The following is a 14,043-nucleotide window of genomic DNA, read 5'->3' as shown; positions in this document are numbered from 1 at the left end:
TCCTGACAGGGGGCGTCTCAAGTGTGCGCGGCAATGGGGGATCGAGCCCGACGTCTTCATTGTTGTTCACCGATCATTATTTCGTACCCTCCGAGGGGTGTCTCGACCACGATCACTTCATCCGCGTCTCCGGTCACGAACGTCGTGTAGACGGCCTCAGCTCCATTGATCCGAACCCACCAGTTCATGTTCGCTCCGCGTTGCCGAGGTACACGCTGGTAGACCGTCTGTGCGTCGTCCACGATCGCTCCGGGGTGCATCGATCGCGCAGTGTCCATCACCTTCCGCTTCACAACGTTCAGATCGATCAGATCGTCTGCATCAGACACCTGCGAAGGTAGAAAATCGATGGGGGTGAACGGTAGGTTAAGAACAGCGTTCACCAAGTTCGGCACTGGATCATGTCGCTCAGGCAGCTGAAACTCCCAGATCAGCGCTCCATCTCGAACAGTTGGGACCAAGCCGTACAGGTCCGACCCCTTCTCGACGGCGACACGAACCGCGGTCAGATAGTCCGTCAGGGAGTCGTAGGCTGCTTGGCCCTGGTCGGCGGCTTCGGCAGCGAAGTAGCGGACGCATCCCTGCAGGTCTCCCGGTCGAGTGTCGACGTAGAAAAAGTCGCCCGCGCCGTCTTCGGCGAAAGGCACGTAGAAGTCGAGAAACATCTCAGCCGTTTCGCCGGCCGATTGGGTGCGAACGACCTCTGGCCAGTCGTCGCCCAGATCGTCGATCGGATGGAGGTTCTCGCGGCAAAGCTTGTGTTTGTACAGCACCTCCTCGAGGGACATCAGAGTCAGATCGGGAAATACTGTGCCTACGTAGTCGTCTGGCCCGTTCGAATCGTTCTGGCCGTCATGCAGTGCAAAGAATTCGCGGAGCTCCGCGGTCCACGGTGTAGTTGCCGCCTCGGCAGCCGTCCGGTCGGCGATGGCGCGTGGTGGACGGATAGAGGCCGCGGTTGCGGGTGCACGGTCGTGCAGCAATGACATGTACGCGTTCCACGCGTCGGCGAGCGTCATACTCGAAACTCTAGCCACTTGCCGGACGCTTGACCTCGAGTGCACTTGATGAATTGCAATGTCAGCATGACGATATCGATCACACCCGAAGGTCAGTTCAACGACGATGTGCAGGAGTTAGTCGAGCGTGTGGCGGAGCTCGAGCACGTCCAACGGATGGAGGACGTCGACGGCTTCCTGGCTCTGTTCGACGCCGATGCGGTGTGGGTGAGTGCCGGGGGTGTGCGGCTCATTGGCCGGGCAGCCATCGCTGCGTTCACGAGGAAGGTACTGCCGGGAGCATTCGCCGACGGCACCGTGCGCTACGACGTGGAACACGTCAGGTTCATTGCCCCGAATATCGCTCTGACCGCGGTGCACCAGGAGTACCTGAACGCAAGTGGTGATCCGTTGTTGCCGCGCCAAGAAGGACTTCCCAGCTATATCTGGTGCCGACGCGAGGGGCAGTGGCTCATCGCGTGCGGCCAGAACACGGCCGTTCCAGTTCCGTGATTCGCATGTCGCGGGCACTGCAAGTGCAACCTCAGCGACTCTCCTGGGCACCGTCGGCCGTACACCTTGCTCCGGCCTTTCAACCGCCAGCATGTCATCACTCGTCGAGCGCTCGGAAACTTCTCATTCCCCGTAGCGACGCAGGTACCAACGATCCGAGTACTGCGCATCGTTGAACGGTGCGACTCTCTCGTATCCTCGCCGTTCGTACAACTGGCATGCCTCCGAGAGATCAGATCTCGTGTCGAGTCGGATCGTCCGGCGTCCTTTCGCGACCGCTACGCGCTCGAGGTGGTTGAGCATCGCCGTTCCGATACCCAGGCCACGTACTGAGGGGACGGTGAACACTTTCGTCAATTCTGCAATATGCTCATCGACGAAGCGCACCCCACCGACACCAACCGGAGTGCCCCTGACATACGTCACCGCGAAGCAGCCAGTGGGATCCTCCAAATCGGTTGCGGGCTCTTCGGAAAGCGCGCGAGCCACTTCATGGTCCTCTGCAGGCCGCCCGTACCAGCGAGAAGCGACCTCCGTCATGTACTTGTGAACAAGTTGCACAGCGTCGGGGTCATGAGGCGAGCTGGGGCGGATGTCAACGTTCACGTTTGTGCAGCTCCAGCAGGAGCGCGCGGTGATCCGACACCTCGGGCTCCGTGACAACCTCGAAGCTGCGAACCACGTCCGTCGACGAAACGAGCAAGTAGCTGGCGCTGCGAACAGGCTTGCGGTAGCTCGACGCCCGAGTGTCGGCGTGTCCGACCAGATCGACCATTCCTAGTTCCCCTAACACGGCGAACGTTTCGCTACTCGGCAGGAGGTTGAGGTCGCCGCACAGCACGACGATCTCGCTATCCGACCGAACGTGCTCGACAACTTGCGCCAGTCGTTTTGCTTGATCGAAACGTGCAGGTGTGTCCTGCTTGCCGGCAGAGTCGCGAAGTCCGTGAAGTTGAATCACTGATACGTTTCTGTCACCGAGGCGATCTCGCACGGTTAGGGTCAGCGCAGAGCGTGGGCGGTCATCGATGCCCCATTCCGAATGATCGACGAACGTGGAGTGAACATTTCGCGCATCGATGCCAACCACTGGGATGTCATCGCGGACCCATGTCGCAATTCCGAAGTCCTGCCGCCACTCAACGCCGTCGTCATCGGTGACTGGGCCTGCATCGTTCGCCACGAAGTACGGCTGATAGCCGGCAAATGCGGACGAGACGTCGCGAAGTAGATTCAACCGCTGCGGAAGCGTCCGCTCACCATCGGTGAACGTCGCCCAACCAGATGCGCCGGAGGTGCGAGTCACCTCCTGCAGGCACACGATGTCCGCATCGACCTCTCTCAGCCAAGGGATCAGTGCATCGAACATCGCGCCACCCCAGGCATTAACCGACACCACCTTCATGGGCCCAACGTAGCCCCGATCCTTCCCTGTCGTCTTGGTCATCAAAGAGTGCCGATCACCCGGGTGGCCGCAGACACGACACCGGGCGGCTGTTCGGGCTAGCGGAAACGCGGCAACTGTCACGTCGAACGTCGCTTGTTCTCCGATGCGCGAGCGACTCTCGCGCGATTCCCGCAAACATTGCTGCACCAATGCTGCCGTGAGTCGAATTGGGTGAAGTACAGCACGCAGCGGGGGGCGTGGCATCTGCGAAGTAGCCGCGATCGTGGCCCGGTGATTGTGTCGATCGCCGCGACCGAAACCGCGGCGATCAGGTCGGATGCAATGTCGGCGGTGTCGCTGCGTAGCCACGAGATGTCGACGCTACCGGTTCCACCGACGCGTAGGCGCGGGGAGAAGTGCAGGGCGCCGAGGGTGTCGTTGAAGGCGACGACATCCGGATCGTCCAGTGTTTCGTTGACCGTCTTCTCGTAGAGAGCTTCGATCTGAAACCGGTTGACTCGCAGGTTATCCAACTGTGTCTTGTCCGGCAAGAATGGGCTGGGCCCGCTGAGTGCCGCCCGCAGGACGCGCATCCAGTGTTCTGCCTGCTCCGCTGTGTCGAGGAGGTCGACGATCTGACGGCCGTTGTAGTAGCGGCTGCTGAGGAAATTGGTTGCAAGTGACTCGAACGGTCGGAGGAGGACGCCGTCGTCGATTTCTTGGGCTCGGGTCATCGGCTGGTGCGCCTCCGCGATGTGAACGATGCTAATTGGTTTGCCGTTAGCCTACGCCTGTGGTGAACTAATGCCATGACCATTAGTCGACAACTCGGGAGTCTGCATGCGCACTGAAGTCACCGCAAAGTCGGGCACTGGTCGGCTACGCGCCTTGGTGGCGAGTTCTGCTCCGCCGCGGAGTAGCACGCAAGCCGTCGCGGTTGCCACTGCCGCGAGTGCGGTAGCGTTGTTGGTCCTGGCAGGACTGACAGAACTGACGTCCGAGCCATTCTTGATTCCCCCGCTCGCCGCGAGTATGGCGCTGGTCGCGGGAGCGCCGCAGCTGCCACTCTCGCAGCCACGGAACGTGATCGGGGGACAGGTGATCTCCGCACTCGTGGGCGTCCTTGTGGGCCTCGCGGTAGGCAGTGCCCTGTGGGCGGGGGCGCTGTCGGGTGCCCTCGCACTGGGCGCAATGATGCTTGCGCGGATGGCGCATTCCCCAGCTGCAGCGACCGCAGTCATCGGCACCACCGGAACGGCTGTTGCTGGTTGGGAGTTCGTCGTCCTTGTAGCCGTATCAGCGCTGCTACTGGTGATCGTCGGAGCGTCCGCGCACCGCGTGAACAAGACGGCGTACCCGGTCTATCTCTGGTGATTGTGCGCGTCAGTCACCGTTGCTACGTCAACCTCGGATGAAGATCGCAAGGCATTCAGATGCTGTGGCCAATCCAGCGCTCATACTGATCGGCCGGCGCGAGTTTGGGAAAGAACCTACGGCGAAGGTCAGTGATGAGCTGCAGATAGTCGGATCCATCAGTAAGTGCAGCGATCCGGAGGGACCTGAAGACCGCCGTGAGCGGTTCTTCGTTGCTGGCGTCGGTCAAGGCGTGGATGGCATCCTGTGCGGGCGTTGCTGCTCGCGCCCCGCTCACGTCGTCTGTTGTCCACAGTTCGATTCGAGGTTCGGCGTCGAAGGCGTCCCGTACGTGTGATCCGGACCGATCGTCGAATGGGAACGGCAGCTGCTCGCCCCGCTCCAACGCCTCGAGGCCGTCTCGAATCCAGTCGATCTCCGCAATGTTGGCGATCGAGTAGGCACGACGAGCAGCCCAAGCTGCGATGAGTCTGAGCTTCGGCGCGCGGCAACGGGCGATCGCGTCCACGAGCATCCGGTCGTGGGTTGCGAATTCCTGTGCGTAGCTCTGCTTTCGGAGCTTGTCGGTCGGTGGCCGCCCGCCCCACCGGATGGCTTCCTCCTTGGCCCAGATCGCCATCTGCTCGTATCCGTATTTCACGTAGAGCGTTGCGTCGCCCGCCGGATCGGGATCCCAGAAGTTTCGCACCTTGTGTGTGACGATCTCGTCGTCCCACGCGGTATCGGTCTTGTGCAGTCTGCGCATGCTTGCGGGCTGCGTAGCCTTCCATATCTGAACGAAGTACGACTCGGTGGGTTCAGTGGCAGGCGAGTCCCAGTTGGTGTCCCGCCCCTGAGCGGACACACGGAATGTGTGGAGCCCTTTGGTGATCGGTACTCGATCGAAGTCAGTCGACAATCGTCCGTCGAGCGTGACCACCCTGATCGGCTTGCTGATTTCGATCGTCGCTTCCTCGACGACTTCCCATTCGGCGGAGGTGTCGAGTCCGGCAGGTTCGCGGTCGAGCACTTCGAGTGCCAAGGCTGCGGGGCCGTACGCGATGCCGGTCTTGATGGTGACGAAGTTTGCCCCGACCTCAATGACACTGCCGGTTTCCGACGGCTCGTAGGTCTCGGACATCGGCGATCCGATAACGAACTGGTGGTGGTCGACAACGGCAGTCCCAGTGAGCTTCACATTCGAAAGCTATACCCCAACGATGACCTGTGTGCGGGCAACACCCACACCCATTGGTATCGTCCGCTCAGATGACCAAGCGATGTTTACAGCGATCAGTCCTCCGCCGCCGCCGCGACCAGCACTCTCTGTGAATCGTGGTCGACGTGCGAGTAGGCCCGCAATGCAAGGATGCCGCCGACGACCAGCAGCGGAAGCAGGGGAACCATTCCGGTCTTGAGGGAGCCGGCAGCCTCGGAGACGACACCGACCAGCAATGGCCCGACGGCTCCGCCGACCGTCGCGGCGATCTGTAGCAGCCCGAAACCGAGTCCTCTGTCACGTGCCGGGACCACGTCGGCGACGCACGCAGTGAGGGTCGGAAGCGCGAACACTGAGAAGAACGCGAAGAGCGTCAGCAGGGCGACGAACACTACGGTCGTCTCGACGGTCAATGCGCCGGTCATGAAGATGCTCCCGACAAGAATTCCGATGCCGCCGAGCAACACTCGCCAGCGGGCAAGTGTTCCTACGACGGCGCGCCGGGTTACGCGCGCGGCGACCAAGGTGCCGAGGACGATTCCCAGCAGCGTGAGTCCGCCACCCAACGTTGCGGCGGCCGCTTCCGACAATCCGAACTCGCGCTGTAGCAGGCTCGGAATCCAGAACGTGAGGCCGCCGATGGAGATACTCATGACGGTCAACGCCGCACCGGTGTACCAGAGTGTTCTGATCCGAAGGACCCGAAAGATCTGCGCCCGAAGCGGCGCGGTCTGAGTAGGAGTATTTCGGATCGGATCGGCGTCGGATGCCAATCGGTCCGCAAACCCGCGTTCGGGCTCGCGAAGGCGGGAGACGAGAATGGCGACCAGAATCCCGGGGATGGTCATGACGACGAAAGCTCCTCGCCAGCCGAGCCATTCCGCGAGAATTCCTCCCAGCACGATGCCCGCGCCGCCGAGGTACGCCGATGTTCGCCACCAACCGAATGCGGTGGAACGGGTGGCTGGTGGGTAGAAGTCGGCGAGAAGGCTTGCGCTGGCTGGGTTGTCGATCGCCTCCGCGGCAGCCAGGCCGACGCGTACCAGATAAAAGATGAGGAAGGTAGGCGCAAGGGCGGAACCCAACGTAGCTATCGACCAAAGGATTACGACGATCGTGACAATCTTTCCGCGGTCGTGACGGTCGGCGATATACGCCGCCGGTATCGCCAGAATTCCTGCCGCGATGGCGGATGCAGTGGGCAAGGATCCAGCCACAGCGTCCCCGAAGCCCCATTCGGCCTGCAACTGCGGAAGAACCGCGGCGACGAGACTGAATTCGATTCGATCGACGAACGCGACGAGGATCAAGACGATCGCAGGTGCCCAGCCGAAGGGGAGCGTCGACGATCCTGGGCCGGTCCGTAGGGTGCCGATGGTTCGCCATCGCGCCGAACGAGGCGTCGCACTCTTCTGGTCGATATCGCTCGTCATGTGGCGCCGCTCCTCAAATCATCCGACTGTCCGGCGGCAAGCGTAAGGTGCTCGAGGCCCAATTGGGACCGTCGGAATATCGGGCAAACCCCCCAAAAGTGTTGTAGAAAGTTCGGACATCTCACTAAGCCATTGCCGCCATTTCTGGGGATGTGCCCGGCATCATGGTCTGTCAGGATGCGGTCCCGTGTCCGGGACCGGCCGAGTGTGGAAGTCGAAGGTGAATGTCAGCGATGCGAGCTGTGTCGTGCGTCTTGGTAGGTATGGCATCGTTTGCATTGGTGGTCGCGATTCTTCTGCCGACTTTCGTGTACGACCGATTGGCCGTAACCCCCCTGGACATCCGCACCACCACTGTGGCAACCACTGCGCCCGGTGAAGGCGGTGAGGTGTTGGACGCCACGACGATCGCCGCGCCCGGGCCCCTGGAGGTTGCAGACAACGTCCCTCTGATTCTGCAGCGGTTCATCACGATCGAGGAGCCCTCGGACGCAGATCGTCTGACATTTCAGGCGGGAGCGACGGTCCGCCGTGGCGATCGCGAAGGCGATTCCGCTTTGCTGACTGCCTCGGTCGACAGGGTTACGAGTGACCGGCGTACGGGATTGCCCGTCGAACCAGCAGGCTCGTTGCAGACCAATGTCGACGCACCTGCTATTCCGCTCCCACGCGTTGGCCTGCAGCACCGCTTTCCGTTCGATACTCAGCAGATCGACTACACGGTGTACGACGCCACGGCGTGGACCAGTTTCCCTGCGAAATTCGTCGAGCAGATGGACATGGACGGCTTGACCATCTACCACTTCCGTTCGGTCGTAGATGGATTCGATTTGTCGACCACCACACAGTCGCCGATCAATTCGGTCACCCTGCCGGCATCGAAGTGGGGAGTCGGTGACGGCGAGGACTCGATCACGATGAAGCGGTGGTACTCGAATGTTCGCGACATCTACATCGAGCCGATGAGCGGAAGCCTGGTGTGGGGTAAGGAAACGCCCTACCAGTATTTCGCCAGAGATCCGCAGGTCCCCGAGCTGACCATATTCCGCGGCAACCTGTCACTCGATGAAGATGGACGCGCCGAGCAACTCGCTTCCGCACGCGATGGCGCAAACAAGCTGACCTGGCTCACTTCTCGTGGCCCGACGCTGTTGTACGTATTGAGCGGAGTGTCCCTTGTGGCCGCACTTGCGCTGACGGTCATCGATCGTAGGCGCTCTTGTTCGGCTGAGGAGCCACAGGTGGTTCGACCGGACTACGACCGCGCGTCTGTGTGACACCGACGCGGAGCAGGAGCGTTTCTCCGCTACTGCTCCGCTCCTCCTTGGCTGTCCAGACCACGGGGCCCTGTCTGCGTTTCGGCGCGCCCACGCTAGATCCACACGTAGCCGAAGCGGCCGGGCTCCTTCTTCTTCAGACGCTCGAGTCCGCCCGATTCCATGATGTCGAGGGAAATCCACTCCATCAGCGTCGGCGCACCCGTCCAGATGCGCGGTTGGCCGTCTCGGTCGAACACCGACATCGCCCGAGCGAAAGTCACTCCTTGGATCTCTCGAACTCGGAAGATCAAGTGCAACCATGTGGTCGGGAACCAGCCGTCGATCTCGATGTCGAGCATGCCAGCTGCTCGATTCTCGTCGAGCAGACGCAGGCGTTGCCGTTCGGTCCATTCGTCAGGATCGCCGAGCTCGAGAGGTGGGGTCACAGGAACCTCTGGTAGGTGGTCCAGTTCGGCCTCCTGGAGTGTGAGGGCACCGAAAGTCATTTCGCCGACGAAAGTGCCCGTGCTCGTCGAAATCCATAGCTGCTCGAGATCTGGTACCAGTGCCAATCCCACCGGAAAGCCGGGCGCCGCGGCCCATTGATCAGGTGTCAACAGCGCTTTGCCGAGTCGGAAGTAGGTGAAGTTCGGCTCATGCAAAGTCGGCTGAACGGCGTATGTCGAATCGCGCAGTGCGTGAACGAGAGTTGATGTTCGCATCACCATCCAGACCCCCGATGAAGTCGACCAGGGCGGAAAGTCGGACGTAAGCGGCAGCGCGAAAGCGGGTTTCAGTTCGCCGTCGAGTACCTGTGCATGCTTCACGCGTCTACCGAGGGCGACGGGGCCGCCCATATCGACCACCGTGGTCATTCCCCGCCAGGCATCGACGTCCCATGCGGTGCCGAGCGTCAACGTCCCATCGTGACCGACCCGCGCGCACCATGGCCCCCTTCCGAACTGCGGCGCAGTGCTCGAATAGTGTCCCGTGCGCATGAACACGAGAAACCCGCCGTCGGTGGGATTGACTGCCTCGACTTCGGCGGGTAACTCCACGGTCGCGTGGATACCCGCGCCGAGAGTGCGCAGAATCAGTGAGTCACCGAGTGGTCTGGCCGTGGCGAGTACACCGTCGGACAATGCGGAAGTGGATATCGGGTCAGGTTCGACGATGGTGACGGAACCGCGGTGGTCGCAGTGGGATATGCCGTCGGCGCCGATGACCCAGCACCCCGAGTCGTCGGCATGCAGCCACCGTGGCACGTGGCCGACGATCCCCGAGCCGCGGTTGACGCCGGGGACGGTGTGCGCCGTCGTCGATCCGTCGTGCGCTCGTCTGAGCAAGCACGGTCTTCCTGTATCGAGAATCCAGAGGTCGGACCCGTGGCCGGCGAGCTGACCGGGTACGAACCTGCGAGAGCTGTGGGCGCTCACAGGCCTTTCGTGGACTTGATGAGTTTCATGACTACTTCTTACCAGGCACGCTCGCCCAGTGACTATCGTGCTGGGGTACGCAGGCGCCACCAGAACGTGAGCAGGCCGGTCAGCACCACGAGCTGCCCAACGATGAGCGACGTCGGGAGCACTATCAGCTCCCAGCCGGTAGAGCCGTTGATGGCCCAGACGACGATCGCGACGGCAAGGCCACAGGTGAGCACGTGACCGATCGTCAGGACTATCGGTGACCGAGACGGTTCGGCGCTGCGGGCGACTACCTCGATACCGGACACAACCCCGACGAGTGATGCGAACAAACCGATGGGCGTCGGAAGCAACACCATCACCTCCATCAGCGGACCCGTTTCTACGACGCCGTTGCCCACCAGCTGCGGCACGGCGAAGAGCCCGATGGAGGCAGCGCACAACACCGAGATCCACGACGTCGCGATCAGCGTCTTCATCGTCCCAACGTATCGGATTGCGGTAGTAGCTTGCGGCTGACAAAACGGTTCAATTGTCGTGTCGGCATGTCCGAATTCTGCTTGAATAGTCAAGGTCACCGCGTGTTGGGGTCGGCCCGATAGTCATATCGGGCTGCGGTGACAGCAACATGCACAGAAGGCGTTCACCGGTATGCACTTGATCCGTCGATGGTGGACGCACCCCACCGACTATGCGCGGACTGCGGCCTATCACCGCGTCGACCCGCTGTTGCGGCACGCGCACTACGCGGTGGGTGCGTGGTGCTTGTTGTATTCGATACTGTGCGTCCTCTTGACGTTCACGCCCGCGGGACTTCCCGACGGTGTAGGTCGCACTTTCGCGCTGGTCCTCGCCGTCGTAGCTGCGGTGGTCGGGGGCATGTGGATCCGTGGGCCATGGCCCGACGAGAACTGGTCGCGCGCATTCGTTGCGTTCTTGGAGATCAGCGTGGCCGCCACGTTGCTGCTTCTCGCGGATCCGCTGGTGGCGCTGCCGTGTGCGGCGGCACTGGGAGTGTGCGGAAGCTACATCGGTACATTTCACGGGCAGAAACTGTTCGTCCTCCATCAGTTCTGGTCCGTTTTGATTGTAGGGACACTGTTCGTCCTTGCCATCGGACGCCCCGACACAGACTTTGTTCTCGACAGTCTCTACGCAATCGTGGTGGCCCTGGTGTTGTTCTCCGGACCGGTGCTCACCCAGGCGCTCCTTCTGCTGCTGCGCGGCGATGCCGTGTCGTCTTTCTACGACCCCCTGACCGGGCTGCACAACCGACGGGGATTGGACGCCGCCGTCGCCGAAGGTGACAAAGCAGGCAAGACGGTGACCGTCATGGTGGTGGACCTGGACAACTTCAAGCTCGTCAACGACCGCTTCGGCCACGCACACGGCGACATCGTTCTCCGTGACATCGCGGCGACGATCAACGAGTTCTTCGTACCGCCGGCGGTCACTGCTCGCACCGGGGGCGAGGAGTTCGTCATCGTCACCCCTGGAGACCCGGTGAGGGCGATCGAACGGGCTCATGCTCTGCGAGTTCGGCTGGCGTCACACGACGGGACAAGTGCGACTGTGAGCATCGGGATGTGTCACACGGATGGGGCAGTTCTGAGCGAGATCGGCATCGAAGACGCCTGCAACAGGGCAGATGCTGCGATGTACACCGCGAAACAATCCGGGGGCAATGCGGTCCATGTCGACGCAGGCCACTCCTGATCTCCAGAGTGGGTTGTCCTTGCGTTCGCGCAACTGACGTGTCATCCTCGAATACATGACAACAGGAAAGGCTGACTCCGCCCTTCTCGCGTGAGCGCCGTATCGACTGCCCCGAAGTATCCAATTCGGGGCAGCATTCATGAGATCGATGACCTTCTGCTCGGGCTTTCAGCCGAGCGTGACCGATGGCTCGCCCAGGGGCTGTGTGCACAGCCTTCCGATCGAACCACCGCCGAATCTGCTGTAGCAGAGCTCTATCGGCGCAGCGGGTTCCGAGAACCGGAATTCATCTGGTTGCCCTCGCCGCCCGCTGTGGCGGAATACTTCGTCGCCACTGGTTTGGCGACACCGATGCCTCTCGGCTGCGACCGTATCCACAGCCCGCCGGTCCGCATCGCCGGAGACATCGTCAACTCACGTACGCGGATGGACCAGCGCATACACCGCCGGCCGGCCATCGTGAAAGCTACACTGTGGGACTCGTTGCGCACCAGCCTCTTCGATGGCGTGGCAGCATCGATTCGGACGCTACTGCCGCCGGTCAGTGGAGGGCTGCCCTGGTACGGGCAGCAGGAAGCGCACCGGGTTGCGTTCTACGAGTTCTACCGCTCAACCGGCCTGGCCACATTTCGTTCGAACGACGAAAACATGCTGGACATCCTCGCTGCTCTCGTCGGCTCGACCGGTTGGTGGTGGACGTTCGACGAGGTCTGCGTCATGTCGGAGCGACCTGTCATCCTGGACACGGAGCCGACGCCCGGAGGCACCCACAATGAACGCAGGTTGCACAGCGCCGACGCTCCAGCTCTTCAATTCGCTGACGGCGCAGCTGTTTACGTGCAGCACGGAGCAATCGTCCCAGAATGGGTTGTCCTCGACCCCACCGTCGAGCGCATTGCACAGGAACGCAACGTCGAGGTCCGCCGTACCGCCATCGAACGCATCGGCTGGGACGCCTATATCGACATGGCCGGGTTGAAGATGGTCGATCGTTCCGACGACCCAGGGAACCCCGGTTGCGAACTGCAACTCTTCGACGCGCCGCAGCAGTGGCGCAACAACAGTCGAATCCTACTGACCGTCAACGGATCACTCGAACGAGACGGACACCGCCGCCGCTACGGTCTGCATGTACCACGGTGGATCTCGTCGTCGCTCGACGCCGCCGGTTGGACCTACGGCATCCGAGGGCACGACTACGCCCGGCTCGCTCGTCGCACCTGAACACCGCCCATCGACTCCTACCTCAATCAAGGTGAACTCCATGAATTCGACCATGACACTGTCTGCTCTCACCACCCTTACCGGCCTCGACGTGTTCGACTATCTCGACCAGGAAGTGTCCGTACCCGTGATCGACGGTATGCAAGCGCAAGGCGACCTCATCGTCGTGCCGCACATTCTGCTGGCGGATTCGGTCAGAACGGTGTCGTGGTCACGGTACGTCCACGTCCCGCTCTCCGGAATCGAGCTGCTGCGCAGCGCGGCTGGAGGCAACCCGCACTCTCTCGTCGCCGACGAAGGCTTGTGCACTTGGTCGACCGGCGTGCAGGACACCCGACGCCTCGCGCTGGGCATCCTCGACACCGAGGTGACGGCATACCTCATCCACCCGGAGCACGGGGCGACCGGAATAGCACCGGGGCGCTACGTCATCGGACGCCAACGTGAGCGCGGATTCGGCGGTTTCGAATCTCCCCAGCTGGTAGCCGACTGACTCGCGGCCTGAATGAGCCTGCAGCTGAACAGGCGTATCGCTCCGCTGCATGAGAGAGTTGACTATCGTGGCGACACCGATGAGAGGGGCGTTGCTCGTGGTCCTTGCCTACGGCGCGAGCGGAGTTGAACTATGGAAAACACACTGCTAGTTCTTCTGCTGCTCGCGGGCGTCATCGCGTTCACATACGCTGCCAGCGTGGGCTTTCGCGGTAAAGCGCTGTACCTCGACTACTACGGCGAACCGGTATCCGACCGAGTGAAGGCCGATCCATTGCTGCGCGCAGAGGCGAACAGAGCATTCAAGGTGTGGTGCCTTGCCGCCGCAATGCTGCTTGTGGCGCCGATAGCCTGGATCTTCTCGGACTTCCATCGCTACAGAAGCGTCTGGGAGTTGATCGGTTTGGCTGCCTACGTCTTTCTGGCTGTGATCGTCGGGGGCTATCCGCTCGAGAAGATCAAGAACCTGTGATGAGGCTCGTTGTTTGCCGGATCAACGTCACCGTAGTGCTGTGAGCGTGCGGTCGAACGTCCTGTGGATGATCGAGGATCTCGAGCCGTTCCCGGACGCCCCGGCGGTCGGAGATATGTGTTCACCGACCACTTATTGGGCGGCACCAGCCGATGTCGGGCTGTCGGCCGAACTCTCGTGCGAAGTCAGTGCCGAGGTAGAGGAGGTGGTCACCGATCTTGGAGTTGAACGGGTAGCGCACCTCGCGCACGGCTTCACCACGCTACTTCCGGCACACATCCAGGGGAACGGACTCGTCACGTTGAACGGATGCCTCGTCTGGGATCGGTACCTCTGGATCGACTACCGCACTCGCCCGTCGGGGCGAGCCACAGTCATCTCTCGTCATCCAGTGACGCAGCGAGCAACACAGGCGCCGACGAGTCATCCAGGTTGGTTCAGCGTCACCTACGAAGGGCCGAAAGTGCTTCAGCCCGTGGGGTACATCCCGCCGGCGCACCACGTGGTGTCGTATGCGCTGTCGGTGGAATTGGTGTCGACGGGCTGATCTCGA

The 14,043-nt window shown here is 61.8% G+C and carries 16 protein-coding genes; 8 read left to right on the top strand and 8 right to left on the bottom strand.

Features of this window, described 5'->3' with window-relative positions; translation table 11 throughout:
• Window positions 1-56: 56 nt before the first annotated feature.
• A complete protein-coding gene (locus KVY23_RS13605) occupies window positions 57-1,019 on the bottom strand; it encodes an SMI1/KNR4 family protein (protein ID WP_230556975.1) in 963 nt (320 codons plus the stop codon).
• Between the two features lie 66 nt (window positions 1,020-1,085).
• Between KVY23_RS13605 and KVY23_RS13600 the strand changes: the two genes are divergently transcribed.
• Window positions 1,086-1,511, top strand: a complete 426-nt coding sequence (locus KVY23_RS13600; RefSeq protein WP_230556973.1) for an SgcJ/EcaC family oxidoreductase — start codon at window positions 1,086-1,088, stop codon at window positions 1,509-1,511.
• 123 nt (window positions 1,512-1,634) lie between these two features.
• Here KVY23_RS13600 and KVY23_RS13595 read toward each other — a convergent pair whose 3' ends face one another.
• From KVY23_RS13595 to KVY23_RS13585, 3 genes are all read right to left on the bottom strand, one after another.
• The gene (locus KVY23_RS13595; protein ID WP_268995111.1) at window positions 1,635-2,051 is read right to left on the bottom strand and encodes a GNAT family N-acetyltransferase; all 417 of its coding nucleotides are present in this window, start codon (window positions 2,049-2,051) and stop codon (window positions 1,635-1,637) included.
• A 55-nt stretch (window positions 2,052-2,106) separates the two neighbouring features.
• On the bottom strand, window positions 2,107-2,916 hold the full coding sequence (locus KVY23_RS13590) for an endonuclease/exonuclease/phosphatase family protein (protein ID WP_230556965.1): 810 nt from the start codon (window positions 2,914-2,916) through the stop codon (window positions 2,107-2,109).
• Between the two features lie 119 nt (window positions 2,917-3,035).
• Complete coding sequence (locus KVY23_RS13585) at window positions 3,036-3,632, bottom strand: ABATE domain-containing protein (RefSeq protein ID WP_230556963.1); 597 nt, start codon at window positions 3,630-3,632, stop codon at window positions 3,036-3,038.
• A 106-nt stretch (window positions 3,633-3,738) separates the two neighbouring features.
• On the opposite strand from KVY23_RS13585, the gene KVY23_RS13580 reads away from it, so the two are divergent.
• Entirely contained in the window at window positions 3,739-4,272 is a 534-nt protein-coding gene (locus KVY23_RS13580; RefSeq protein ID WP_230556959.1) for an HPP family protein, read from the top strand.
• 55 nt (window positions 4,273-4,327) lie between these two features.
• Here KVY23_RS13580 and KVY23_RS13575 read toward each other — a convergent pair whose 3' ends face one another.
• Both KVY23_RS13575 and KVY23_RS13570 read right to left on the bottom strand, forming a co-directional pair.
• On the bottom strand, window positions 4,328-5,449 hold the full coding sequence (locus KVY23_RS13575; protein WP_230556951.1) for a transposase: 1,122 nt from the start codon (window positions 5,447-5,449) through the stop codon (window positions 4,328-4,330).
• Window positions 5,450-5,544: 95 nt separating this feature from the next.
• Window positions 5,545-6,903, bottom strand: coding sequence for an MFS transporter (locus tag KVY23_RS13570; RefSeq protein ID WP_230556949.1), 1,359 nt, complete (start codon window positions 6,901-6,903; stop codon window positions 5,545-5,547).
• Window positions 6,904-7,127: 224 nt separating this feature from the next.
• Here KVY23_RS13570 and KVY23_RS13565 point away from each other — a divergent pair, with 224 nt between their 5' ends.
• A complete protein-coding gene (locus tag KVY23_RS13565; protein WP_308070886.1) occupies window positions 7,128-8,180 on the top strand; it encodes a DUF3068 domain-containing protein in 1,053 nt (350 codons plus the stop codon).
• Window positions 8,181-8,275: 95 nt separating this feature from the next.
• Here the strand turns inward: KVY23_RS13565 and KVY23_RS13560 are convergent, their stop codons facing one another.
• Both KVY23_RS13560 and KVY23_RS13555 read right to left on the bottom strand, forming a co-directional pair.
• Entirely contained in the window at window positions 8,276-9,598 is a 1,323-nt protein-coding gene (locus KVY23_RS13560) for a hypothetical protein (protein ID WP_230556947.1), read from the bottom strand.
• A 62-nt stretch (window positions 9,599-9,660) separates the two neighbouring features.
• Entirely contained in the window at window positions 9,661-10,065 is a 405-nt protein-coding gene (locus KVY23_RS13555; protein ID WP_075838099.1) for a hypothetical protein, read from the bottom strand.
• Between the two features lie 172 nt (window positions 10,066-10,237).
• Between KVY23_RS13555 and KVY23_RS13550 the strand changes: the two genes are divergently transcribed.
• The 5 genes from KVY23_RS13550 to KVY23_RS13530 all read left to right on the top strand — a co-directional run bounded on the left by KVY23_RS13550 (window position 10,238) and on the right by KVY23_RS13530 (window position 14,037).
• A complete protein-coding gene (locus tag KVY23_RS13550; protein WP_230556946.1) occupies window positions 10,238-11,302 on the top strand; it encodes a GGDEF domain-containing protein in 1,065 nt (354 codons plus the stop codon).
• Window positions 11,303-11,392: 90 nt separating this feature from the next.
• Entirely contained in the window at window positions 11,393-12,526 is a 1,134-nt protein-coding gene (locus KVY23_RS13545; RefSeq protein ID WP_230556944.1) for a DUF6745 domain-containing protein, read from the top strand.
• A 40-nt stretch (window positions 12,527-12,566) separates the two neighbouring features.
• Complete coding sequence (locus KVY23_RS13540; RefSeq protein ID WP_230556943.1) at window positions 12,567-13,019, top strand: hypothetical protein; 453 nt, start codon at window positions 12,567-12,569, stop codon at window positions 13,017-13,019.
• A gap of 132 nt (window positions 13,020-13,151) precedes the next feature.
• Entirely contained in the window at window positions 13,152-13,490 is a 339-nt protein-coding gene (locus tag KVY23_RS13535) for a hypothetical protein (protein WP_230556941.1), read from the top strand.
• A 40-nt stretch (window positions 13,491-13,530) separates the two neighbouring features.
• Window positions 13,531-14,037, top strand: a complete 507-nt coding sequence (locus KVY23_RS13530) for a hypothetical protein (protein ID WP_230556939.1) — start codon at window positions 13,531-13,533, stop codon at window positions 14,035-14,037.
• The last annotated feature ends 6 nt before the right edge of the window (window positions 14,038-14,043 follow it).

The organism is Rhodococcus sp. I2R (assembly GCF_020889545.1).
Taxonomy (GTDB): domain Bacteria; phylum Actinomycetota; class Actinomycetes; order Mycobacteriales; family Mycobacteriaceae; genus Rhodococcoides.
Note: the sequence above shows the minus strand (reverse complement) of the source record. Positions and strands in the feature narration are given on the sequence as shown.

Coding starts and splice junctions, on each gene's coding strand:
- KVY23_RS13605 (WP_230556975.1), bottom strand. CDS start 1,019: ATGACGCTCGCCGACGCGTGGAACGCGTACATGTCATTGCTGCACGAC.
- KVY23_RS13600 (WP_230556973.1), top strand. CDS start 1,086: ATGACGATATCGATCACACCCGAAGGTCAGTTCAACGACGATGTGCAG.
- KVY23_RS13595 (WP_268995111.1), bottom strand. CDS start 2,051: ATGACGGAGGTCGCTTCTCGCTGGTACGGGCGGCCTGCAGAGGACCAT.
- KVY23_RS13590 (WP_230556965.1), bottom strand. CDS start 2,916: ATGAAGGTGGTGTCGGTTAATGCCTGGGGTGGCGCGATGTTCGATGCA.
- KVY23_RS13585 (WP_230556963.1), bottom strand. CDS start 3,632: ATGACCCGAGCCCAAGAAATCGACGACGGCGTCCTCCTCCGACCGTTC.
- KVY23_RS13580 (WP_230556959.1), top strand. CDS start 3,739: ATGCGCACTGAAGTCACCGCAAAGTCGGGCACTGGTCGGCTACGCGCC.
- KVY23_RS13570 (WP_230556949.1), bottom strand. CDS start 6,903: ATGACGAGCGATATCGACCAGAAGAGTGCGACGCCTCGTTCGGCGCGA.
- KVY23_RS13565 (WP_308070886.1), top strand. CDS start 7,128: ATGTCAGCGATGCGAGCTGTGTCGTGCGTCTTGGTAGGTATGGCATCG.
- KVY23_RS13555 (WP_075838099.1), bottom strand. CDS start 10,065: ATGAAGACGCTGATCGCGACGTCGTGGATCTCGGTGTTGTGCGCTGCC.
- KVY23_RS13550 (WP_230556946.1), top strand. CDS start 10,238: ATGCACTTGATCCGTCGATGGTGGACGCACCCCACCGACTATGCGCGG.
- KVY23_RS13540 (WP_230556943.1), top strand. CDS start 12,567: ATGAATTCGACCATGACACTGTCTGCTCTCACCACCCTTACCGGCCTC.
- KVY23_RS13535 (WP_230556941.1), top strand. CDS start 13,152: ATGGAAAACACACTGCTAGTTCTTCTGCTGCTCGCGGGCGTCATCGCG.